Origin of the sequence: Pseudobutyrivibrio sp. 49 (assembly GCF_900100545.1) — a bacterium.
Taxonomy (GTDB): Bacteria; Bacillota; Clostridia; order Lachnospirales; family Lachnospiraceae; genus Pseudobutyrivibrio.
This window is the reverse complement of the sequence record NZ_FNDP01000016.1, coordinates 26,098-49,764: the sequence shown is the minus strand read 5'-3', so window position 1 is coordinate 49,764 and position 23,667 is coordinate 26,098. Positions and strand designations below refer to the sequence as shown.

Here is a 23,667-nt window from a genome sequence, read left to right as displayed (position 1 = left end):
ATGGAAAAGTATACTTACATCCCAAAGGGCGTATGTGCTCGTAAGATTGATTTTGAGATAGAGGATGGAAAGCTTCACAACGTAAAATTTACTGGTGGTTGTGATGGTAATACAAAGGCTATCGGCAAGCTCTTAGAAGGAGCTGATGCAGCTCACACAGTAGAAGTATTAAAAGGAAACATATGCGGCATGAAGGGCACAAGCTGTGCAGATCAGTTAGCAAAGGGAATCGAAGAAGCATTAGCAAAATAAAGAAAAGAGCTCCAACCGTAAGCAAGCGGTGGAGCTCATTTTTTATGCAATCTTTTCTTCTAAAACAATTTCTGTATCAACTAAAGCATTTATATCGATAATTGAGACAAGATTGTCCTTTTTCTTGCCGACGCCTGAAATAAATGTATCATTTACATTTACGAATGGAGAAGGCTCTTCAATTTCTTCGCTGGAAATAACGGTAACTTCTCTTACAGTGTCAACGATTATTCCTACCTGGTTTTCCTCATCAACATTGAAAACAATAACACGAGTATCCTTAGTAACTGTTTCCTCGCCAAAATTCATTCTTTTGTGCATGCTGATAATAGGAATGATGTGACCTCTAAGATTAATGATTCCTCTTATATAGTCAGCACTAAGTGGCATTTCTGTAATCTCTGGCATCATGATGATAGTGCTTATATTCATGATATCAATGCCATAGACCTTATTTTCTACAGTGAAAACGATATACTGCTTTTCTTCTATACTTTTATTATCTTTAACAATTAAACTAGACATTTCAATCCTCCAAATATTATAACTCTGATTTGAAGAACTTCATTTCTTCATTTAACTGTTCAGCGATTTCCTTAAGGCTTGTAGCAGAATCAGCAAGGTTAGTAACTGTTGCTGAAAGCTCTTCAACAGAAGCACCAGTTGTCTCTGATGAAGCTGCATTCTCTTCTGAGATAGCAGAAAGTGAAGACATAGCATTTGCAACTACTGTGTTTGAAGATACGCATGTGTTAGCAGCGTTTGAAATCTTAGAAACACTTGAAACTGTCTCCTGAATATCAGTAAGCATACCCTCTACAGCGAAAAGTGTTTCGCTAAGAGCCTTCTGCTGGTTTTCATTTCCATTCATAACCTGTGATGCAGCAGTTACTGCCTGTTCAGCTTCAGCTAAAAGCTGATCCATTAATACTCTGATTTCAGAAGCAAGGCTTTCTGAATCATCTGCAAGCTTTCTGATTTCCTCAGCAACAACAGCAAATCCCTTACCAGCCTCACCAGCTCTTGCAGCCTCAATAGAAGCATTAAGAGAAAGAAGGTTTGTCTGAGCAGCGATACCAGAGATTCCCTCTACACGCTCGTTAATATTTGCAACGGCGTTCTGAGTTGAAGAAATCTTTGAAGAAATTTCTTCAATCTGAGCTGTCATTTCTGAACTTGTATTCTGAAGTGTTGCAAGAGAGTTGCTTGATGCCTCTGATGCAGACTTCATACGGTTTGCAAGGTTTGACATATCTGTAGTAGCAGACTGTACGTTATCTACTGCTTCTGTAATCTTTGTTGTGCTATCAGCAGCTGACTGGATTTCCTCAGCCTGTTCGATGGCACCACTAGCGATCTGCTGTACTGCCTCTGCAACTGACTCAGAAGTAGAAGCAATCTGGTTTGCCATCTCTGATAATTCATCAGAAGACTCACCAACTGTAGCAGTAGAACTCTTAATATGACCAACGATGACTGAAAGCTTATCAATAAGAGAGTTAGCATTATTAATCATCTGGCCAAACTCATCTCTACGATTTGTATATTTATTTGTCTTTTTAAATTCACCATTAGCTAATGCAGATAAGATTGTATTTACTTCAACAATTATCTTTGTAAAGACAGTTGCAATAGCAATAGAAATGATAAATGCAGCAAAAACTAAACCTACTCCAATTAAGACAATGAAGCGTGCACCATCTCTAGCAGTCTGAATAATGTCACTTTCAGCCTGGCCAGTACAAATTACATAACCAGAAGTTGCATTTTTTACATAGCTAACATATACAGGATACCCCTTAGATGTACTAATATAGAAACCAGTCTCATCTTCTGAAGTCATATATGGTGATGAAGCAAAGTTCTGTGGTTCATCTGTAGCTGCAATTTCAAAATCTGAGTGAGCAACCATAGTAGCTTCCTTATCAACAAGGAAAGCCTCATCAGCTTCAGCAGCTAATAATGTATGAATATCATCTGGATTTAATGTCTTATGTACAACACCGATAATTGCATCGGAAGTGTTATCATGAATAGGTACAGCAACACAGATGTTTCTTGTGTTTGTAACTGAGCTTACGAATACATTTGATACATAAGTAGAACCTTGCATAGCGTTCTGGAAATAATCTCTTTCCGCAATGTTCTTTAAAGCACCGTCATCACTACGTAAAACCATGTCACCATTTGCGTTTGACATAACAATTGTGTTATCATCACCGAAAGACTCGTTGATTGTTTTAATTGAGTTTTTTACAACTGTTGGGTCAGTGATTTCACCCTTTAAGAAAGCGATTGTTTCTGGTGATGAAGCAAAGCTTCCAAGTGCAGTTGCACATTTTGTAAAAATCTTGTCTACTTCAGACTCGATGTACTTAGCTTGCCAATCCAAATTCTGCTTTGCAACTTCTTTTGCATTGTTAGTTGAGCTAACATAACTAATGCTAACTGCTACCATTAAAGGGATGATAGCTATCAAAAGCATGATAGAAATGAGTTTCGCTTTTACGCTACCCTTCAAATTTCTTGTTTTTTTCATTTTGATGTCCTCCACGAACAAATAAACACGTTAACAAATTACAACAATGTGATATATAAAAATGTTATATAACGCACACAAGCAGCAATATTAACATGGTAAAATAATGCTGCATAGTGTTTTCACACAATTGACACATATCCATTTGGTTGATGGATGGAAACTATTGGTTTACTAAGGTGATACGTCTTTATATTAAAAAAGAAAGAGGAACTCAATCTGTGTTATGAGTTCCTCTTGTCATTATTCTTTAATATATAACCATTTTGATTTCTTTATTACATATGAAAGTAAAACAAATATCCAGTAAGCTACAAGTCCGATGCCGAACACACTTGCTGTCCAAATAAAGAGCTTTAAGGCAAAGCCCCAGAAATCATTGTAAAGAAGTGTTATCCAATCCTGAGTCTGCCAGATACTGTAGGCAAAACCGTTATCGTGGAGAAGATAAATCATAAAGGTAGCTTTTGCTAAGGTGTTGATGATGCGAAGCTCAGGAAGATTGATTCTTCTGAAGAGCTCGAAGATGCATACACCAATGATGACAACAACAATACTGTAGTTATCGAACTTAGGAATAGACTGGGTAAAATCGGTAACCTGAACAGTTGTGGTAGTCTGATTGTAATAGTAGGACTGAATCTTTCCAATAACAGTGTTGTGATACGAAATACCAATAAGCACGTTAGTAAGGATGACAACCAGGAAGAAAATGTATCCACGAACCTTATCGAAAGGATTGTATTTCTTGATGTAGCCTCCTAAGGCGTAAAGGAAAATTCCGATTACAACAGTGCGAAGTCCCTTTGCTAAATCATCTAAAAGTGAACCAGACCAGCTGAGCTGAGAGATAGCAAGGATTGTAAATAGGAAGCCTAAATACTTCTTTCTATCAAGACTGGCAAGGAACTTATTCAAAAAGCAAAATGCCAGTAGCATGATGATGAAATAGTATCCCACGAACCAGGACATTTTGTTGAAATACTGAATTCTTATGTAGCTGAAAAGATTTTCATTTACATCTATCTGTGTGTACTTCCAAATAAATAAGGATGAGGCAAGTACCAAGGTGACAGCTGCGAATAAAAGCTGTGACAGCAATTTCTTAGATATCTTTAGCATGTCGATTTCTCTATCAGTGAGGAAATATCCAGAAATCATAATGAAAAGTGCATTACCTACAAGTCCAAAGGGCATCATAAGTGCCAGCGCCAAAAGCTGTTTATAAAACAGAGGATTGTTGAACCATCCATTCTGCAGCTTTTCTATTGAAGTGACATTTACCAGCTGGACGTTTACGCAATGAAGAATGATGTGATAGCTGATAATCATAAACATTGCTACAATGCGCAGAAGTTCTATGTTTGAAGCTCTTGAGCTCTTATTATTCATAAAATTCTCCTAACGGTTAAAAACTTATTATTAGCAAATACATAATTATACATATTCTAAGGGAAAAGTCCACTCAAGGACAATTGTTTTCACTGTTTTTACAACTGTCTTGTCAGTAGACTTTACATGTGTTATAGTTTCTGTTAAATGACACTACTAGGAAAGTCGAGTAAAAGGAGAATAATTTATGACGCTGGTGGAAGAAATAGAAAAGCTGAAGAAAGAGAAGGATGCGGTAATCCTTGCACATTACTATGTGAATGACGAAGTGCAGGCTATCGCAGACTATATTGGCGACAGCTACTATCTGGCAAAGGTGGCTGTTGGTTTAAAGGAAAAGACAATTGTTTTTGCAGGAGTAAAATTTATGGGAGAGTCTGCAAAGATTCTCAATCCTGACAAGACTGTTCTTATGCCTGATGAAAAGGCCGATTGCCCAATGGCTCATATGGCTGAGATTGAGCGTATTGAGGAAGTTAGAAGAGAGTACGAGGATGTTGCAGTGGTTTGCTACATCAATTCTACAGCAGAGCTTAAGATGCACTCTGATGTATGTGTTACAAGCGCAAATGCCATGAAGATTGTAAAGTCTCTTCCAAATAAGAACATCTTCTTCATCCCAGATGAAAATCTTGGAAGATATATTTCTACAAAGGTTCCTGAAAAGAACTTCATTTTCAACGATGGCTACTGTCATGTACACAAGAATGTAACAGCTGACATGGTAAAACGTGCCAAGGAGGCTCATCCTGAGGCAGAGGTGCTTATCCATCCAGAATGTACTCTTGATGTACTTGAGTATGCAGATTACATCGGAAGTACTTCTGGAATAATCGACTATGCTACAAAGTCTGATAAGAAGGAATTCATTATTTCTACAGAGCTTGGTGTTCTTTATCAGCTTAAGCAGAAGAATCCAGATAAGACTTTCTATGCAGCTGGTTCGGTACAGATTTGTCCAAATATGAAGAAGGTTACTCTTGAGAAGGTGCGCGATTGCCTCCGTGACGGTACTGGGGTGGTGGAAGTAAGTGAAGAGAAGAAGGTGATGGCGTTGAAGCCATTACATCGTATGCTTGAATTAGCGCAGTAGGGGATATAGATAACTATGGATAAGAGATATGATGTAATTATAGTTGGTAGCGGTGTGGCAGGACTTTTCTGTGCACTAAGCTTACCTAGAGAAAAGAAAATACTTGTAATCTCAAAGGATGCTTTGGATGGCTGTGACAGCTTCTTAGCCCAGGGTGGTATTTGTATGCTCAGAGATGAGGACGATTATGAGGCATACTTTGAAGACACCATGCGTGCAGGTCATTATGAGAACAGAGTAGAGTCTGTAGAGATTATGATTAGAAGCTCCCAGGATATTATCAAAGACCTGGAGGGGTATGGAGTAGAATTTGAAAAGAGAAATGGTGAATTCGTATTTACGAAGGAAGGAGCCCATTCAAATAATCGAATTCTTTTCCACGAAGATGTTACTGGACGAGAGATTACCAGCAAACTTTTAGCCAGAGCACAGGAGCGCGATAACATTACTCTTATGGCGCATACTACAATGGTCGACTGGGTATGTAAGGACAATGTGTGCTATGGAATCGTTGTGGCAGATATGGATGGAAAGACAAGAGCAATTCAGGGAGATGTGACAGTGCTTGCCTGTGGTGGCCTTGGCGGCGTGTATCCACATTCCACAAACTATCGCCATATATCAGGAGATGCACTGGCACTTGCCATGTATCACAATGTTAAGCTGGAGAATTGTGACTATGTTCAGATTCACCCAACAACACTTTATTCAAATCAGAGTGGAAGAAGCTTCCTGATTTCAGAGTCTGTAAGAGGTGAGGGCGCTGTTCTTAGAAATAAAGCTGGAGAGCGTTTTACAGATGAGCTTCAGCCTAGAGATGTGGTAAGTAAAGCTATTTTTGCTCAGATGGAAAAGGACGGGACTGAGCATGTATGGCTGGATTTTTCACCTATTCCACGAGAAGAAATTTTAAATCATTTTCCTAATATATATGCACGCTGCAAGCAGGCAGGCTATGATCCACTTGAAACCTGGGTGCCTGTAGTTCCAGCCCAGCATTATTTCATGGGTGGTATCTATGTAGATAAGGATAGCAAAACTACAATGGAACAGCTTTACGCGGTTGGAGAGACCAGCTGTAACGGCGTTCATGGACGCAACAGACTTGCCAGCAATTCTCTTTTAGAGAGTCTTGTTTTTGCAAAGCGTGCAGCAGCAGATATCGTAAATACGAAGAGCTTTAAAACTACAGAAGATTTTGATAATCTTGTGAATGTTGATGGATACGAGGATCTTCCATCAATTATGGAAAACTATCATGCAATGGTAGTGGGAGAAATTAAAAGAGAAGAATTTTTAAGAGCCAAGAAGGAGGCTATATAAAATGAACAATATTACTATGACTTTAAATGCGGACGAGCTTATCAGAATGGCTCTCAGAGAAGATATTTCCAGCGAGGATGTTAGTACTAACTCAGTAATGCCAGAGGCAAAGCCAGGCGAGGTAGAGCTTATCTGTAAGCAGGATGGAATCATCTGTGGTATGGATGTTTATGAGAGAGTATTTAAGATTCTTGATGAGAATACTGTTGTAGAAAAGTATGTTAAGGATGGCGATGAGGTAAAGAAGGGCCAGCTTATGGCTAAGGTAAAGGGTGACATTAGAGTGCTCCTTTCTGGTGAGCGTGTCGCTCTCAACTATCTTCAGCGAATGAGCGGTATTGCTACTTACACAAATGAGGTTGCCTCTCTTTTAAAGGGAAGCAAGACAGTTCTTCTTGATACCAGAAAGACAACACCTAACATGAGAATATTTGAGAAGTATGCAGTAAAGTGTGGTGGCGGTCAGAATCATCGTTACAATCTTTCAGATGGAATTCTTCTTAAGGATAATCATATAGGTGCAGCAGGCTCTATCACAAAGGCTATCGAAATGGCAAAGGCTTATGCGCCATTCGTTCGCAAGATTGAGATTGAGACAGAGACTCTTGAGCAGGTAAAGGAAGCAGTGGAGGCAGGCGCAGATATTATCATGCTTGATAATATGGATGTTGCAACAATGAAAGAAGCTGTTAAAATAATAGATGGTCGAGCAAAGACCGAGTGCTCTGGAAATGTTACAAGGGAGAATATCGCAAACATCATCGACAGCGGAGTTGATTATGTTTCAAGTGGTGCACTTACTCACTCAGCACCAATCCTTGATATTTCAATGAAGAATCTTCACGCAGTTTAATAGATGGAGGATAGAATGGACGGACAGGCTAGAAGACAAAAAATAATAGAGATTATCCAGCAATCTGATAAGCCTGTATCTGGAACAGCATTGGCACAGCAGCTTGATGTTAGTCGTCAGGTAGTTGTCACAGATATCGCCCTTATCAGAGCTAATGGTGTCGAGGTTACTTCCACAAACCGTGGATACGTAATTACGAATACCAATAAATGTAAGAGAATAATCAAAAGTCGTCACACAGATGATCAGATTTTAGATGAGCTTTTTGCCATTGTAGATAACGGTGGCGTAGCGGAGAATATCATCATAAATCACAGATATTACAATCGACTTGAGGCACCTCTTAATGTAAGCTCACGCCGTGAGGCAAAGGAGTTTATGGAGGCCATCGAGTCTGGTAAATCAAAGTCACTTAGCTCAGCTACCAGTGGTTATCATTATCACATCATCAGTGCAGCCGATGAGGAGACACTGGATTTAATCGAGCAGGAGTTGAAGGAAAAGGGCTTTTGGTTGCCTCTTGATGACTGGATTTTAGCGTAGGGAGAATAGAATGTCTGCAATTTCAAATGACTGGCTTGAACCACTGACCCCAGAGTTCAAAAAGCCATATTATAAGAGCTTATATGAGAGCGTAAAAAGAGAATATCACGAGGGTCCGGTATTTCCACCAGCTGATGATATTTTCAATGCCTTCGATTTTACCCCTCTTTCAGAGGTAAAGGTGGTAATCATAGGTCAGGATCCATATCATGAACCAGGTCAGGCCCATGGATTATGCTTTTCAGTAAAGCCAGGAGTAAAGACTCCACCATCTCTTGTAAATATTTACAAGGAGCTTCAGGATGACTTGGGCTGTTATATTCCAAACAATGGATATCTTGAAAAATGGGCACGTCAGGGCGTGTTAATGCTCAATAACGTGCTTACAGTAAGAGCTCATCAGGCTAATTCCCATAAGGATTTGGGATGGGAGGAGTTTACAGATGCAGTAATCGATATTCTTAATAAACAGGACAGACCAATAGTGTTCCTGCTTTGGGGTTCGCCAGCTGCAAAGAAATGTGCCAAGCTGAATAATCCAAATCATTTGATTTTAAAGGCGCCACATCCATCACCACTTTCAGCCTACAGAGGCTTCTTTGGATGTAAGCATTTTAGTCAGACAAACGAGTTTTTACAGTCTAAGGGACTTGCTCCTGTAGACTGGCAAATAGAGAATATATAAACGATTGTGTTACAGAAAGTCTACCGGCCACGAAATGTAGTGGTCAGTAGGCTTTTTTCACAAATACTTCATGGTTTTGACATTGTGTCTATTAAGCAAAAACATTATATTTATATTAGAGTATTTTACGCTAGGCGGATTGTGTAAAAAGTTAAATTTATAAATATAATTGGAGTTTGCTTTGAAAAGACTAATTGGATTTATAAAACACTTTTTTAGTCCGGATTTACCGACGGACCTGATATTGTTCAATATTATCACCATCATAGGTTTCATGGGCGGTATTGTGGCCATTCCTTTTAATGCGATTAATGGCACTACACCAGCTCTTACAGTGGTAATTCTAATTGCCTGCATTATTGATGGTGTATGTATTTACATGGCTAATTATAGAAATAGGCTGAAGAACGCTACTATAGCGGTCTGCTTTACTGTGGGTATAGGCTTGTTTCCCGTGATGTTTTTCCTGACAGGCGGTATTAACAGTGGTATGGTCTGCTGGCTGTCCATGGGAATCGTATTTGTATTCATGCTTTTGGATGGCATGGATTTCGTTTTCATGCTTTTGACAGATATAGCCATTATCATTGGTTGTTTCGTAGTCTCTTATTATCATCCGGACTATGTAATTGCCCTTGATTCTAAGAGAAGTGTTTACTATGACGTTGTACAGTCACTTTTGATAAGTGCCTTGGCTGTTGGTTCGATTATTAAATTCCAAAAATCGATTTATAGAAATCTTTTTAAGCAGGCAGCCATTAATAATGATGACTTGCTGGAAAAGACACTTCAGGCTAAGAAGGCGGAGCGTCAGGCTCAGACAGCCACAGAGGCAAAGAGTAGCTTCCTTGCAAACATGTCTCACGAGATTCGAACTCCAATCAACACCATCATGGGTATGGATGAGATGATTCTTCGAGAGACTTCAGAGAAGGTGGTTGAGGAGTATGCTTTGGATATCAAGGCTGCTTCGCAGAACCTGTTGTCGCTGATTAATGATATCCTTGATATCACAAAGATTGAGTCAGGTAAGATGGGGCTGGTAAACGGTGAGTATCAGTTCATGAGTCTGATGCACGATGTGCTAAATAACGTCACCTTAAGAGCAAAGGAAAAGGGTCTGGAAGTCAAGCTTGATATTGCCAACAATATTCCTTGCGATATGTTCGGTGATGACGTAAGAATACGACAGATATTAACAAATATTATTACCAATGCAGTAAAGTATACTCAGGAAGGCTCAATAGAGATTTCTGCGAGATGTAAACGTAATTACGATAATACAGTAGACCTGACCTTCGCCGTTAAGGATACAGGAATTGGTATTAAGCCAGAGGATATTAAGCGAATGTTTGAGTCCTTTGAGCGATTAGAGGAAAACCGTAACAGAAACATCGAGGGCGCAGGTCTTGGTATGGCCATTACCCAGAATCTCTTGAAGATGATGGGAAGCAACCTTGAAGTGGAAAGTGTTTACGGAAAAGGTTCAACCTTTTCATTTACTATTAATCAGGAAATAGTAAATGATGAGGACATTGGAGATTTCAATCAGAAGCTTAAACAGCTTACCGCTAACTACGAGTACAGCACCAGCTTTGAGGCTCCTAGAGCCAAGTTTTTGGTGGTTGATGATAATACCATGAACAGAAAGGTCTTCGTTGCGCTATTGAAGGAGGCTAAGGTTCAGATAGCGGAAGCGGCAAGTGGTGATGAATGCCTTTCAATGATTAAGAAAGAACATTACGACATGATTTTCCTGGATCACATGATGCCGGGACTTGATGGTCTTGAGACCTTCAAGATGATGGCAACTCTTCCGGGGAATAAATGTCTTGGAACACCAGTTATCGCACTTACCGCAAATGCCATCGCGGGAGCAAAGGAACGATATATGACCTTGGGATTCCACGGATTCCTTTCAAAGCCTATTGTTCCAGCACAGCTGGAAAAGATGATTCGAGATTTCCTTCCAGAGGATTTGCTGGAATATCACGAGACAAATGCTACTGACGAGGCAAGAAAGAATCGCGTTAAGCAGGTTGAGCTTCCAGAGGTGGAGGGAGTTGATTGGGATTATGCACTCCTTCATTTTCCAGAAGCCAATATGGTCTTCCAGACAGCAGTAGATTTTTACGAGTCTATCGGCTATGAGCGCGATGAAATCATGAGATATTATGGTGAAATCGATGAAGACAGTTTCCCACTGGAGGATTATAGAATCAAGGTTCATGGGGTGAAGAGTATGGCCAACACTATTGGTGCGACAGCTCTTGGTGGATTAGCAAAGCTTTGCGAGTTCGCAGCAAGAGATGGTCATATGGATCGAGTAAGAATCTTAACTCCGGTGTTATTGGATGAGATGGATATCATGAAAGAAAGACTTTCGGTGCTCTCATCTGATGTGGAAAAGCCATTATTGGAGGATATGGACGACCTATTTGCTTTCCTTGAGATGTTGAAAATGGCTATTAGGAGTCACAACAGCGATCAGGCAGATAAGGTTATGAAGCAGCTAATGGCATTCTCATATCCAAAGGATATACAGGAAAAAATAGAGCATCTTAATATTCATGTTATGAATCTGGATGACGAAGGTGCTCTGATGGATATAGACGAACTACAAAAGTAATTACTAAGGAGAATAGACATGCGAAAAATATTAATTGTAGGAGATTTTAGTAGCGACACCAGCGATGTAAATTCTTTTCTTGAACAGCATTTTCATACTCAGCTATGTACAGACAGCGGAAAGATAGTAAAGAGTATGCTCAAGATGTATGCACCAGATTTGGTTTTGATGGATATTGATGGTTTTGAGAATCTTCATGAGGAGGTTTTTGAAGCAATAAAGGAATATAATCCTGATCTTCCAGTTATTACGTATGGTCGTGAAAAGAAAAAGCAGATGTTCATATCATATTACTATTCTGGACAGTGCAGGCATATCGCACAGCCTACAAGAGAGACTATCATCCGTGAGATTTGCAAGGAGTTCAATATGAACGCTGATGTAATCATCAATGCGGTTGTGGATACTGAGAAAAAACACATCATTGTAGTTGATGACAATCCTGTTCTTCTTCGTAATATGAGAAATATGCTTCAGGATAAGTACAGAGTGACGCTTGCTACCTCGGCTGCCCAGTGCATGAAGGCAATGGGACAGGATAGTCCAGATTTAATCATTCTGGATTATGAGATGCCTGTTGTTGATGGTCGTCAGACCCTTGAAATGATTCGTGCAGAGGAGGATTACAAGAATGTGCCAGTTATTTTCCTCACAGGAATAGCTGACAAGGAGCATGTAGATGCGGTGTTGGATTTAAAGCCTGCAGGTTATTTTGTTAAACCACCAATGCAGACGAAAATTATAAATGCTATAGAAAATATATTTTTAAAGCAGGGAGAGTAAAACTGAATACTAGCATATAGGGACAAATTGTTATGAATGAAATGGTAGGTTGAAATAAAACTTTAGTGGAGGGCGCCTATGAATTTCAAGAAGATTGGAACCAAGATGTTAGTTATGATTTTACCGGTGCTTGTGTTAGCGCAGATTGTTCTTACAATCATGTCTGCAACATCATGTAATGCATTGGTAGATGAAAAGACACAGCAGGCAATGGAGGCAGAGCTCAAGGCTAACAATTCCATCGTTGGAGGATACCTTAGAGATGTTAAGACCTTAGCAGATGCTATTGCTATCAGTGTAGCAGATTCCTACACTTACACTCAGTGGGACGATTACGAGAAGATGCTACAGGATATGATTGCTACTAATGACATTGTTCTAGGCTCTGGACTTTGGTTTGAGCCTTATGCTTATGACCCTGAGCAGCAGTACTATGGTCCTTATGTTTACAAGGATGGGAATTCCACAGTAACTACCTGGGACTATAGCAATGCCGAGTATGATTACTTTAACCAAGAGTATTATACCAATGCTATGGGTTCAGATGTTGCAATGATTACTGACCCATACTATGATCCATCATCAGGAATTGTTATGTCATCTTGCTCTACTCCTATTATTGCAGGAGGCAAGAAAATCGGTTGCGTAACTGTTGATATTGAGCTTGCCGCAATTACGGATATATTTGGAAATGTTAAGGTTGGAAGGACTGGTGTTGGTATTCTTACGGCTGCAAATGGCTTGCTTATAGCAGGTCATGACGACCAGATGGTTCATGACGGAAAGAGTGTGTCAGAAGATTCCAATCCATCCTTTGTTGCTATGGCAGAGGATGTTTTGAAAAATCCATCAGGTGTTACAGGCTACCAAGAAGGAAAAACCAATTACAAGGTATTCTACGACACAATAGAAGAAACAGGCTGGAAATTTATGATTTCCATTGATGGCTATGAGCTTCTACAGCCAATATATCTGTTGATTAAAAGACTTGTACTTGTTTGTATCGCTGCAGTTTGCCTTGCAATCATAATAATCATTATAGGAATTGGCGGCGTAGCCAAGACTATTAAGAGAGTACAAAAATTCGCCACAGAGCTGGCAGGTGGAGATTTTACTATTAATCAGCTTTCAATAAAGGGTAAGGATGAGCTGGCAGTAATGTCTAATTCCCTTAATGAAATGTATGGAAACAACAAGGGCGTTATTCAGAGCATATCTGATTATGCAGTTGAGATAAATAATTCCAGCAGTAATCTTAAGGTCGCAGCTGGGGAGCTGAAGACAGAATTCGATAAGATTGTTGATATTATGACATCTGTAAATGCGGATATGATGAATTCATCTGCAGCTACACAGGAGCTTTCGGCATCAGTTGACCAGGTTGCCCAGTCAGCAGATAATCTTAATGACGAAACAAAGAACAGTCTTGATTTAGCAATTGATATCGAAAAGAGAGCTACGGATATTGGAAAGAGCAGTCAAGAGGCCTTTGATAAATCACAGACCTTACAGGCCAGCTTCCAGGAAAAACTTGAGGATAGTATTGCTCAGTCACAGGTTGTTGAGAACATCGGTGAAATGGCAAGCGTAATTGCAGATATTGCAGATCAGATTACATTGCTTTCTCTTAATGCTTCAATCGAGGCTGCAAGAGCAGGTGAGCAAGGTAAGGGCTTCGCGGTTGTTGCTACAGAGATTGGTAAGCTGGCAGGCCAGACAACAGATTCTGTTGAGAAGATTCAGGAGACTATTTCTGCAATCAAGGATGCATTCGAAGGTCTTTCTACAAATGCTAAATCACTTCTTGATTATGTATCAGACACAGTTACACCTGATTACAAGAATTTCGTTGGTGTAGCAGAAAGATACGGACAGGATGCAGAGAACATAAAGAATAGTTCAGAGCAGCTTTCAATAATGACTGATTCTATTCAGAATATAATGAGCGAGGTGCGTCTTGCACTGCAGAATATTGCGGAGGCAACACAGAATACTGCGGCTAACAGCGGAGAAGTCATGGATTCTATTGATCACCTTTCAGATACTGTATCTAACATTAATGATATGTCAGATGACCAGAATTCTATCTCTGACAACCTTTCAAGAGTTGTTAGTCAGTTTAAGCTAAGTGAATAGCTTTAAAATGCTAGACACAAACCCGCACTAATATTATCATATATGGGGAGAGTTAGTGTTAGGGAGATTGTATGCGTATTATTCATTGTGCTGATTTGCATTTAGACTCCAAAATGGAGAGTAATTTAGATAAAGACCAGGCCGCACTTAGGCGTTCAGAGCTCATGGAGACATATGAGCGTATGGTTGAATATGCTGAGGCAAATCAGGTTAGAGCGATTCTTATATCAGGAGACTTATTTGACAAGCCACATATCCGCAAGGAATACAAAAAGCGTGTGGTAGAGCAGATAGTTTCCCACCCAGAGATAGATTTCTACTACCTCAAGGGTAATCATGACAGATGCGATTTTATGGAAGAGGGAATTGATACAATTCCCTCTAATTTCCATATGTTTAATTCAGAGAGCTGGACAAGCTATACCTGCGATGATGTTGTTATCACAGGTATGGAGCTTAATTCTACCAATGTTTCTACATTGGCACAGCGCCTCGTACTTGATTCTGCAGCTATCAATATTGTCATGCTTCACGGACAACAGTCCGACTATAATGGTAAGGATGGTGCAGAAATCGTTAATACCACCACACTTAAAGGAAAGTTCATAGATTATCTTGCTTTAGGACATGTCCACAAGTATATCTACGAGCAGCTTGATGACAGAGGAGTATACTGTTATCCAGGCTGTTTGGAGGGTCGTGGCTTTGATGAGACAGGGGACAAAGGCTTTTCACTTTTGGAGATAAGGGACGGCAAAATTGAGTCTGAATTTATCCCATTTGCTAAGCGTCGTCTTCACGAGATTGAGGTGAATGTAAAGGCTGAGATGGACCTTCAGGGTGCCATTAATAAGGCTAAGCGTCTTATTGATGACGTGGATCCACAGGATATGATAAAGTTTGTCATTACCGGCGAGCGTGAGCTGGATGACGAGATTGATATAGTTCGATTTGTACGTGCCTTTGAGTCAAAATATTTCTTTGTAAAATGCTATGACCGTACAAAGACTATGGTAGATTACGACAGCTTTCTTTATGACAAATCCCTCAAGGGAGAATTCGTCCGTCTTGTTCAGGCACAGGATATGGATGAAGACGAGAAGGCTAAGATTATAGAGTTAGGTATTAGAGCCATTATGGGGGAGGATATCGAATGAAAATAGTATCATGTTATATCGCCCATTTTGGTAAAATCAAGAATTTCAGATTTGATTTTGAGGATGGGTTTAATTCCATTATGCAGGAGAATGGTTGGGGTAAAACCACCTTCTCTGTATTTATGAAGGCTATGTTTTATGGCCTTGAGTATTCGCCAAATACAAAGAAAAAGCTGTTAGAGCGCAATCACTATCTTCCATGGGATGGAAGCATCTGCGGTGGAAATATAGTGTTCCAGGCCAAGGGTAAGGAATATCGTATCGAGCGTACTTTCGGCCAGACGGATAAGGATGATAAATTTGCCTTGTATGATAATGTTACAGGGCTTCTTTCTGAGGATTATACAGAAAATATAGGCGAGGAGCTGTTCCGTGTGGACAGAGATTCTTTTGAGAAGAGTGTCTACATCCCACAGACCAGTCTTGCCACAGCTATGACAGATTCCCTTAATGCAAAGATGGGAAATCTTGCTGCAGCAAAGGATGATATCAGCAATTTCGATGTGGCATTAAAGAGCATAAAGGATGCCAAATCCAACTACACCAGAAACAGTAAGGTTAATCCTGGTAAGCTTGTTTCGGTGAAGCAGGAGATTAGCCGCTGTAGAGAAGAGTATGAAAAGCTTCCAGCTATAGAAGAAAGTGTGGAGGCTATGAGCTGCCTCGTTGAGGAAAAGCAGGCTAATATAGACAAGCTTTCTGCTGACAAGGCAAAGCTTACTGAGACAATTCAGCTTCAGAGTAAAAGGGAGCAGGAGATTGGTGCCTACAAGATTCACAAAGAGAATCTTGCTAATGAGCTTGAGTCATTTGAAGAATTACAGGCATTTTTCCATGCAGGAGTTCCTACGGATGATGAATTGGCTGTGCTGGAGCAGACAGAGCGTGATTTGTCAGTCCATGAGCGTGCAGTCAAGGTTATAGAGGATGAACAGGAAAAGGAGCCTCCTGTATTCGATAAGCCATTTGAGACAAAGATTCCTGATGAGAGTGAATTTGCTATTTGGAACAAAATGGCAGCTAATCTTTCTGAGCTTAGGGCAAAGGCAGAGCACTCAAAGCTTTCAGAGGAATCCAGCAGGCTTCTTACAGAGCTGAAATTCTTCTTCGACAAGATGGTGCCTACAGATGAGCAGCTGGCTCATATTGAGCATCAGACTACTCTTATTACAGGTATCAGTGCCAGAGTAGAACAGAGTAATGAGCGTTTGATTACTCTCATAGCCGAAAGGGATGCAGAGGAAAGACATAGTAGGAGCAAGAGCATTTCTGTTTGGCATATTCTTGGAACTATTCTACTTATTATTTTTGTGTTAATAGGATTGGTTTTCACAAGATATATTGATGACCAGTTGGGAAGAATAATAGAGATAGGTAGCTTTGCAGCAGGGGTTATCGATATTATTATTCTTTATCTGACAGGTAGACGAGCACGTAAGATTAAGCTGGACACAAGAAAAGAATTTGAAGAGCGAATTAAGGATGAGGAAGATGCTCTTGAAATTAGTAAGCTTGAGCTTCGTGAGTTGGAAGAAGAATGTGAGGAGTTCCTTTCTCATTTCCTTCTTACCAGAGCTGCAACCATGCAGGAAAATGTTTACGAAATCAGAAGAAAGCTGGATCAGTACAGACATCTATTAGCTGAGGAGCAGTCACGCCATCAGGAGGCGGAAGGCACTTTGGATGAGCTGGCAGATGTTCAGCTGGAGCTTTACACAAAGATTCAGCCTTTTGCATCGGCTTATGGAATCAATCTCTATGATATGGGTGGAGAGTATGAGTTCCTAGCTCAGCTCAAGAAGGATGCACAGAGATTTATAGAATTCCTTGCCAAGCAGGAGGAGCTTGCCCGCCACGAGAACACAATTCGCACTATGACTGCGGATATAAATAATGTTCTTAAGAATTTCCCTGTTGAGGAGAATTTAGAACGAGCTGAAAAGGTTCAGGTAATCAGCCTTAAGAAGCGTGAGTACTTAGCTGTTTCAGAGCGTGTAAATAAACTCAAGGATGAGATGGCCAGATTCGAGGCTATGTATGATGTAAATGAGCAGGTGCTCTCGGTGGATGATTTGCAGCAGCAACAGACCGCACTTGATGAGCAGATTATGGAGCTCAATCGCCAGATTATCCAGGAGAAGGATAACCTTGGACAGGCCTTAGAGAAGGTGGAGCAACTTGCTGATATAGCAGAGCAGATTGAGCGTCTCGAGGAGCAGGAAAAGGAATATAAAAAGAACGCGGATATTCTTGCCAAGACAGAGGATTTCCTTCAGAAATCAAGGGAGAGCTTCCTGTCAAAATATATGCAGCCACTTCAGAATGGTCTGCACAAGTATCTTAGTCTTCTTGATAGCCCAGATGGCACAAAGTCTGGCTATGCTATTGATGACTTTGAGCTTGATATGGATTTAAATATAAAGCTTTCTTATTCAGGAAGCACAAAGAGTGCTGAGTACCTTTCTCAGGGTTATCAGGATTTGGTGGCACTATGTTCTCGTCTCGCACTAGTAGATGTGCTTTATCCAGATGAGAAGCCAATCCTTATTTTGGATGATCCATTTACAAATCTTGATGACAAAAAAATAAAGGAGTCGTTAAAACTCCTTCATAAGATTGCAGCCGACAGGCAGACAGTGTATTTTACTTGTCATGATAGTAGGTTATAGTAGCAAATATAAATGATATTGTCATTTTTAAAGACTTGAGCTAAAACTCAGGTCTTTTTTGTGCTAGAAATACACTCAGTTACGCCCTTGTAATCAACATATTTGATTATAAATTAAATTTATAGTTAACTATCACTTTTGTATATTACACAGTTTAGAAAAAGCATGTTATACTCATCCTCGTAAAACCTACTTAATTGATAGGTATTTAGCAAATACGGCAAATATCTGTCTTAAGAATAATAGCAAATACGGAGGATAAGATGTATGAAAAACAAGATATTTAAGAAGATATCATTGAGTTTAGCATTTGTAATGCTTGCGGGGTCTCTCGTAGCATGTGGAGATAAAGATCCAGTAGTTGAAGATGCAGCAAAAATAGAAGCAGAAGAAATTGTTGCAAACTCGGATTTAAATAATACATTTACATATGCTATTAGCGGGGATCCAGGAGAGTCAACAAACGTAATCACAAGTAGTAGTAGATGGGACCTTTCTACTATCAAATTAATTTATTCGCCTCTTTATATGTACAATGCCGACGGTATTAACTGGTTCTTGGCAACAGATTATTCTACAGAGGATAATCTCACCTATACATTCAATCTTAGAGATGATGTAAAGTGGTCTGACGGTGAGGCTTTCACAGCTGATGACGTAGTATTCACATACACTGCTATGGAGCAGGAGGAAAATCTAGGATGGGCTTATTCACAGCTTGTATATGATGAAGGCACAGTAGAGATCAACAAGATTGATGATTATACAGTTTCATTTACATTCCCATTTGAAACTCCAACAGCCCTTGAGATGCTCAGCCAGATTTTCATTATGCCAGAGCATATCTACAAGGATGTAACAGATTTCGAGCACAATGATTACAACATGAATTCAGTTGGTACAGGCCCTTACCAGGTAGTTGAATATGTTCCTGGTTCTTATGTAAAGTTCAAGAAGAACAAGTACTACTTTGAGGGAGAGCCTTCAATCGAAAACATCGTATTTAGAATTATTGAGAATTCAGACACAGCACTTCTTGCTTTACAGAGTGGAGAGGTAGATGCATATCAGGCAATCCCTTCAGAGGTAGACAAGCTTGATTTAGAGGCTAATAATCTTTCAACATATTCATACTCAGAGGGACGTGTAGGATATGTTATGATTAATGCAAAAAATATTCCAGATGTTAATGTAAGAAAGGCAATTCTTTTCGCATTAAACAAGGATGACATGAACATTGCCAGCTACCTTTCAGATGAGTTTTATTTAACACCATACACATTCGTACCACCAACAAGCCAGTTCTATACAGAGGATGTTGAAAAGTACACACAGAATGTAGAAAAATCAAAGGAGCTTCTTGAGGAGGCTGGTGTAAAGGATTTAACCCTTAAGGTTGGATATTCAGGAAGTGATCCAGCACAGACAGCTCAGGCACTCTTATTACAGCAGCAGCTTGGCGAGGTAGGAATCACAGTAGAGCTTGATGCAGCAGATGGTACAGCACTTTCAGCTCAGATGCACGACGCAAACAATGATTATGATATGTACTTTGGTGGATATATCATGGGAATTGACCCTGATACATTCTCAAGCTTATTTGAGTCTGGTGCAAGCTACAACTACATGTACTATGATGCACCACAGATTGATAAGCTTTTTGCAGAGGGCAGATCTGAAAATGATCCTGAAAAGAGAGTGGAGATTTACAACAAGCTTCAGGCAGAGATTCAGGATTTGGCAACATTCTATCCAATTACATCAAACAATAAGATTTTAGTAGTAAATAACAGAATACAGGGTATCGAGGATTCAAAGCTTGTTCCTGTATACACTTTTGAGGATACATCATATCTTAAAATTGCTCAGTAAATCTGTCATGGCACATTCCTTCGGGGATGTGCCATGTTTGGAAAAGAGCGGAGGTACAAATGCTCAAATATATTTTTAAAAGAATAATAAATGCAATTCCATTATTGCTTATCATCACTATGATATGTTTTACTCTGATATCTTTGGCTCCATACGATGCCATAGATGCAATGACTACACCAAAGATGTCTCCGGAGATGGTGGAGTTAATCAGACAAAAATATGGATACGATAAACCGTTGTATATCAGATACATTAGATGGCTTGGTGGTCTTATAAATGGAAACTTCGGCTACTCCATTGTAAATGGCACAAGCATCTTTAATGATTTGATTTCACGTATCCCTAACACAATAAAGCTGGTGCTTCCATCATATGTGACAGCATATATCCTTGCTATTATCTTAGGCTTAATAGCTGGAGCCAACAGAGGAAAAAAGGCAGATACATTAATTGATGGATTTGCATCAGTTGGATTGGCTGTTCCTACGTTTTGGATTGCCATGCTTTTGATTTATGTGTTTGGTTACAAATTAAGAGTGCTTCCGCTTCTTGGAATGAACACCATAGGAAGCAATGATTTAGTAGATTATCTAAAGCATTTTGTGATGCCATATGTGGTTTTGACCTTTGCATTTTTACCAGGAAATATCAGATATGTACGTTCATCTACAATCACCGAGTTTTCTCAGGACTATGTAATGGTGCAAAGAGCATTCGGTGCAAAAAAATCAGAAATCATCTTTAAGCATGTTTCAAAAAATGTATTGCTTCCAATCGTAACAAGACTAGGTATGGCTCTGCCTACCCTTGTAACAGGAGCAGTAATTACAGAGACGGTCTTCAGCTGGCCAGGAATTGGACCTTATTTTGTGAAGGCTGTTCAGGGAATGGATTATCCAGTAATCATGGTAATACTTGTATTATCATCCACACTTGTAATAATAGGAAATCTTCTATCTGATGTACTTTATTGCGTGGTAGATCCAAGAATCAGGAAGGCGGTATAGGCTTTGAAGAACGATAAAAAAAGACGAAACAAAATGACAAGGGCAGCCTTCCTAAAGGATAAGCTTGCTATTTTAGCTGCCATATTTTTAATCTTTATAATTGTGATTTCTATAATCGCTCCACTGCTTCCACTGGAGGCTACAAAGACAGACGTACTTCATATCCTAGAGGTGCCATCAAAGGGGCATTGGTTTGGAACAGATGAGATAGGAAGAGATTATTTTGCCAGAGTTGTATATGGAGGTCGAGTATCCATCACAGTTGGTATTCTTGCCATGCTGATGAGCACGGTGTTGGGAGTTTCCATAGGTATGCTTGCCGGTTTTTTAGGTGGAGTGGTGGATTTCACCCTGATGAGAATAGTAGATGTTATCCAGTCCATTCCATGGCTCATACTTGTCACTGTAGTAAGTATATTTTTCAAAAAGGGACTTCTTTCCATAATTGTTGTTATCGGATTTTTCTCATGGATGGAAATAGCCCGTTTGGTAAGAGCAGAGGTAATGAGCTTGAAGGAGCGTGAATACATTCAGTATGCATCCTTTCTTGGGATAGATACAGTAAAGATTATTCTAAGACATCTGATGCCTGCTGTTATGCCTACAATCATCGTGTCAGCTACATCGGGAATAGCTGATGCCATTATGACAGAATCGGCTCTCAGCTTTCTTGGTATAGGAATTCAGGAGCCTTTGTCATCCTGGGGAAAGCTTCTTCAGGCTGCACAGAGTAATCTGCAGAATTCTATTTATATGGCACTTATTCCAGGACTCCTTATCGTATTTACGATATTTTCATTTAATAAGCTTGGCAATCTTCTTAGAATATATTTAGAGCCAAGCAGAGCTTCTTAATGGGTACGAGGTATGCAAATGGGTAATTTGATTTCAATAAAAAATCTACAGGTGGATTTCAAACAGGATAAAGATTCTGTGAAGGTGGTAAATGGCATAGATATCTCTATGGATAAGGGGGAAGTGCTTGCCATAGTGGGTGAATCTGGAAGTGGAAAAAGTGTATCAATGAAGGCTCTTATGGATATACTTCCTGAGAATGGAAAAGCATATACAGATGAAATGCTTTTTGATGGAAGAGAGCTGAAAAATCTCACCACGAAAGAAAAAAGACTTCTCCGTGGAAACGAGATTGCTATGATTTTCCAGGATCCAATGACTGCCTTAAACCCATTAAAAACAGTAGGAGCGCATCTTGTGGAGGTTATAAAAAGACATCATAAGATTTCCACAAAGGAAGCGAAAGACGAGGCTATAGAGATGCTTAAGAAGGTAGGAATACCATCACCTGAAAAGCGCTTGAAGCAGTATCCACACGAGTTTTCTGGTGGTATGAGACAAAGAGTGCTTATTGCAATGGCGCTTTGTTCAAAGCCAAAGCTTCTAATCGCTGATGAGCCTACCACAGCACTTGATGTTACTATCCAAGCTCAGATTTTAAAACTACTGAAAAGCTTACATGAGACAGAGGGAATGGACATCATACTTATCACTCATGATTTGGGAGTGGTAGCCAGTATTGCAGACAGGATAGCTGTAATGAACAGCGGTGAGATTGTGGAAGTAGGCACTAAGGAAGAAATTCTGTATTCTCCTAAGCATGCTTACACAAAGGCGCTTTTAAAGGCTATTCCTAAATGTCAAAAGGGTGAGCGTGAAAGATTGATTCAGGTAGATAACACATACGTAGAATTGGCTAGAGCATAACTGAGGATTTGTAATGAGCACTTTAATAGAAATAAAAAATCTTAGCAAACATTTTGCTGTAAATAGAAAGCTCTTTGGAGCAAAAAAAGAAACTGTCAAAGCAGTGGATGATATTTCCTTCAAAATCGAAAAGGGTGAGACCTTTGGCCTGGTAGGCGAATCGGGCTGTGGAAAATCCACTCTTGGAAGAACAATCATCCGAATGCTTGAGCCTACAGAGGGACAGATAATCTATGATGGGACAGATATTACAAACATCAAAGGCAAAGAGCTTAAAAATATTCATAAGAGAATGCAGATAATCTTTCAGGACCCTTATTCAGCATTAGATCCACACATGACTGTAAAAGAAATCATGAGTGAAAATATTTCCATGCTTGGAAAAAAGACTGAAGAAGAGCAGGAGGAGATAATTGTTTCACTTTTAAATAAGGTGGGACTGACTGCCTCAGACATGTACAAATATCCCAATGAGTTTTCAGGTGGGCAGAGACAGCGTATAGGTATCGCAAGAGCCCTTGCTGTAAATCCAGAGTTTATTTTATGTGATGAGCCAATATCTGCTTTGGACGTGTCGATACAGGCGCAGGTGGTAAATCTCTTATCAGATTTGCAGAATGAATTTGGTCTTACTTATCTTTTTATAGCCCACGACCTAAATATGGTTCGTCATATATCAGATAAAATCGGTGTAATGTATTTGGGAAAGATGGTGGAAATCGGAGACAGCGATGAAGTATATTTCAATCCGAAGCACCCATACACAAAGGCTCTTTTAGAGTCTGTTCCGGGAATTGAGCCCGAAAATATTTTAGATTTGGATAGGGATATTATTGATGGAGACATTCCAAGCCCTCTTGATATTCCTAGGGGCTGCAGATTTCATACCAGATGCCCTTATGCCACAGAAAGATGTAAAACTGAGCAGCCAGAGCTTTATGATTATAAGGATAATCACAAGGTGGCATGCTTTAACTGCTTATAGAAGTCAAGAGGAGCATTAATTGCA

19 protein-coding genes are annotated in these 23,667 nt (G+C 39.7%); 16 read left to right on the top strand and 3 right to left on the bottom strand.

Features of this window, described 5'->3' with window-relative positions:
• Complete coding sequence (locus tag BLP54_RS12175; protein ID WP_090170053.1) at positions 1 to 252, top strand: TIGR03905 family TSCPD domain-containing protein; 252 nt, start codon at positions 1 to 3, stop codon at positions 250 to 252.
• A 42-nt stretch (positions 253 to 294) separates the two neighbouring features.
• On the opposite strand, the gene BLP54_RS12170 is transcribed toward BLP54_RS12175, so the two are convergent.
• The 3 genes from BLP54_RS12170 to BLP54_RS12160 all read right to left on the bottom strand — a co-directional run bounded on the left by BLP54_RS12170 (position 295) and on the right by BLP54_RS12160 (position 4,183).
• Positions 295 to 777, bottom strand: coding sequence for a chemotaxis protein CheW (locus tag BLP54_RS12170; RefSeq protein ID WP_090170051.1), 483 nt, complete (start codon positions 775 to 777; stop codon positions 295 to 297).
• Positions 778 to 793: 16 nt separating this feature from the next.
• Positions 794 to 2,791: a methyl-accepting chemotaxis protein gene (locus BLP54_RS12165; RefSeq protein ID WP_090170049.1), complete on the bottom strand. Its 1,998-nt coding sequence runs from the start codon at positions 2,789 to 2,791 to the stop codon at positions 794 to 796.
• A gap of 243 nt (positions 2,792 to 3,034) precedes the next feature.
• Positions 3,035 to 4,183 carry an acyltransferase family protein gene (locus tag BLP54_RS12160; RefSeq protein ID WP_090170047.1) on the bottom strand — a complete coding sequence of 383 codons (1,149 nt, stop codon included), beginning with the start codon at positions 4,181 to 4,183 and terminating at the stop codon, positions 3,035 to 3,037.
• A gap of 187 nt (positions 4,184 to 4,370) precedes the next feature.
• Here BLP54_RS12160 and nadA point away from each other — a divergent pair, with 187 nt between their 5' ends.
• The 15 genes from nadA to BLP54_RS12085 all read left to right on the top strand — a co-directional run bounded on the left by nadA (position 4,371) and on the right by BLP54_RS12085 (position 23,643).
• Positions 4,371 to 5,276: a quinolinate synthase NadA gene (gene nadA, locus BLP54_RS12155; protein WP_090170045.1), complete on the top strand. Its 906-nt coding sequence runs from the start codon at positions 4,371 to 4,373 to the stop codon at positions 5,274 to 5,276.
• A gap of 15 nt (positions 5,277 to 5,291) precedes the next feature.
• Positions 5,292 to 6,599, top strand: a complete 1,308-nt coding sequence (locus tag BLP54_RS12150; RefSeq protein ID WP_090170043.1) for an L-aspartate oxidase — start codon at positions 5,292 to 5,294, stop codon at positions 6,597 to 6,599.
• Position 6,600: 1 nt separating this feature from the next.
• A complete protein-coding gene (gene nadC / locus BLP54_RS12145) occupies positions 6,601 to 7,452 on the top strand; it encodes a carboxylating nicotinate-nucleotide diphosphorylase (protein ID WP_090170041.1) in 852 nt (283 codons plus the stop codon).
• Positions 7,453 to 7,467: 15 nt separating this feature from the next.
• Entirely contained in the window at positions 7,468 to 7,995 is a 528-nt protein-coding gene (locus tag BLP54_RS12140) for a transcription repressor NadR (protein WP_090170040.1), read from the top strand.
• A gap of 10 nt (positions 7,996 to 8,005) precedes the next feature.
• Entirely contained in the window at positions 8,006 to 8,680 is a 675-nt protein-coding gene (gene ung, locus BLP54_RS12135) for a uracil-DNA glycosylase (protein WP_090170038.1), read from the top strand.
• A gap of 181 nt (positions 8,681 to 8,861) precedes the next feature.
• Positions 8,862 to 11,309 (top strand): ATP-binding protein, encoded by a 2,448-nt coding sequence (locus BLP54_RS12130; protein ID WP_143002021.1) that lies wholly within the window; start codon positions 8,862 to 8,864, stop codon positions 11,307 to 11,309.
• 18 nt (positions 11,310 to 11,327) lie between these two features.
• Complete coding sequence (locus BLP54_RS12125; RefSeq protein ID WP_090170032.1) at positions 11,328 to 12,092, top strand: response regulator; 765 nt, start codon at positions 11,328 to 11,330, stop codon at positions 12,090 to 12,092.
• Positions 12,093 to 12,170: 78 nt separating this feature from the next.
• A complete protein-coding gene (locus BLP54_RS12120) occupies positions 12,171 to 14,228 on the top strand; it encodes a methyl-accepting chemotaxis protein (RefSeq protein WP_090170030.1) in 2,058 nt (685 codons plus the stop codon).
• Positions 14,229 to 14,299: 71 nt separating this feature from the next.
• Positions 14,300 to 15,385 carry a metallophosphoesterase family protein gene (locus tag BLP54_RS12115; RefSeq protein WP_090170028.1) on the top strand — a complete coding sequence of 362 codons (1,086 nt, stop codon included), beginning with the start codon at positions 14,300 to 14,302 and terminating at the stop codon, positions 15,383 to 15,385.
• Positions 15,382 to 18,054 carry an AAA family ATPase gene (locus BLP54_RS12110; protein ID WP_090170025.1) on the top strand — a complete coding sequence of 891 codons (2,673 nt, stop codon included), beginning with the start codon at positions 15,382 to 15,384 and terminating at the stop codon, positions 18,052 to 18,054. The genes BLP54_RS12115 and BLP54_RS12110 overlap by 4 nt, the downstream gene beginning before the upstream one ends.
• 267 nt (positions 18,055 to 18,321) lie before the next feature.
• Entirely contained in the window at positions 18,322 to 19,926 is a 1,605-nt protein-coding gene (locus tag BLP54_RS12105) for an ABC transporter substrate-binding protein (protein ID WP_090170022.1), read from the top strand.
• A gap of 59 nt (positions 19,927 to 19,985) precedes the next feature.
• Positions 19,986 to 20,936, top strand: coding sequence for an ABC transporter permease (locus BLP54_RS12100; RefSeq protein ID WP_090170020.1), 951 nt, complete (start codon positions 19,986 to 19,988; stop codon positions 20,934 to 20,936).
• Positions 20,937 to 20,939: 3 nt separating this feature from the next.
• Positions 20,940 to 21,791 (top strand): ABC transporter permease, encoded by an 852-nt coding sequence (locus BLP54_RS12095; RefSeq protein ID WP_242870700.1) that lies wholly within the window; start codon positions 20,940 to 20,942, stop codon positions 21,789 to 21,791.
• A gap of 18 nt (positions 21,792 to 21,809) precedes the next feature.
• Complete coding sequence (locus BLP54_RS12090) at positions 21,810 to 22,658, top strand: ABC transporter ATP-binding protein (protein ID WP_090170018.1); 849 nt, start codon at positions 21,810 to 21,812, stop codon at positions 22,656 to 22,658.
• A 13-nt stretch (positions 22,659 to 22,671) separates the two neighbouring features.
• Positions 22,672 to 23,643, top strand: coding sequence for an ABC transporter ATP-binding protein (locus BLP54_RS12085; RefSeq protein ID WP_090170016.1), 972 nt, complete (start codon positions 22,672 to 22,674; stop codon positions 23,641 to 23,643).
• Positions 23,644 to 23,667: the final 24 nt, after the last annotated feature.

Excerpts from the sequence above, each read along its gene's own strand:
- BLP54_RS12085 (WP_090170016.1), top strand. The coding sequence starts at position 22,672 with ATGAGCACTTTAATAGAAATAAAAAATCTTAGCAAACATTTTGCTGTA.
- ung (WP_090170038.1), top strand. The coding sequence starts at position 8,006 with ATGTCTGCAATTTCAAATGACTGGCTTGAACCACTGACCCCAGAGTTC.
- nadC (WP_090170041.1), top strand. The coding sequence starts at position 6,601 with ATGAACAATATTACTATGACTTTAAATGCGGACGAGCTTATCAGAATG.
- BLP54_RS12090 (WP_090170018.1), top strand. The coding sequence starts at position 21,810 with ATGGGTAATTTGATTTCAATAAAAAATCTACAGGTGGATTTCAAACAG.
- BLP54_RS12115 (WP_090170028.1), top strand. The coding sequence starts at position 14,300 with ATGCGTATTATTCATTGTGCTGATTTGCATTTAGACTCCAAAATGGAG.
- BLP54_RS12120 (WP_090170030.1), top strand. The coding sequence starts at position 12,171 with ATGAATTTCAAGAAGATTGGAACCAAGATGTTAGTTATGATTTTACCG.
- BLP54_RS12100 (WP_090170020.1), top strand. The coding sequence starts at position 19,986 with ATGCTCAAATATATTTTTAAAAGAATAATAAATGCAATTCCATTATTG.
- BLP54_RS12140 (WP_090170040.1), top strand. The coding sequence starts at position 7,468 with ATGGACGGACAGGCTAGAAGACAAAAAATAATAGAGATTATCCAGCAA.
- BLP54_RS12150 (WP_090170043.1), top strand. The coding sequence starts at position 5,292 with ATGGATAAGAGATATGATGTAATTATAGTTGGTAGCGGTGTGGCAGGA.
- BLP54_RS12170 (WP_090170051.1), bottom strand. The coding sequence starts at position 777 with ATGTCTAGTTTAATTGTTAAAGATAATAAAAGTATAGAAGAAAAGCAG.
- BLP54_RS12125 (WP_090170032.1), top strand. The coding sequence starts at position 11,328 with ATGCGAAAAATATTAATTGTAGGAGATTTTAGTAGCGACACCAGCGAT.
- BLP54_RS12105 (WP_090170022.1), top strand. The coding sequence starts at position 18,322 with ATGAAAAACAAGATATTTAAGAAGATATCATTGAGTTTAGCATTTGTA.
- BLP54_RS12160 (WP_090170047.1), bottom strand. The coding sequence starts at position 4,183 with ATGAATAATAAGAGCTCAAGAGCTTCAAACATAGAACTTCTGCGCATT.
- BLP54_RS12175 (WP_090170053.1), top strand. The coding sequence starts at position 1 with ATGGAAAAGTATACTTACATCCCAAAGGGCGTATGTGCTCGTAAGATT.
- BLP54_RS12165 (WP_090170049.1), bottom strand. The coding sequence starts at position 2,791 with ATGAAAAAAACAAGAAATTTGAAGGGTAGCGTAAAAGCGAAACTCATT.
- nadA (WP_090170045.1), top strand. The coding sequence starts at position 4,371 with ATGACGCTGGTGGAAGAAATAGAAAAGCTGAAGAAAGAGAAGGATGCG.
- BLP54_RS12110 (WP_090170025.1), top strand. The coding sequence starts at position 15,382 with ATGAAAATAGTATCATGTTATATCGCCCATTTTGGTAAAATCAAGAAT.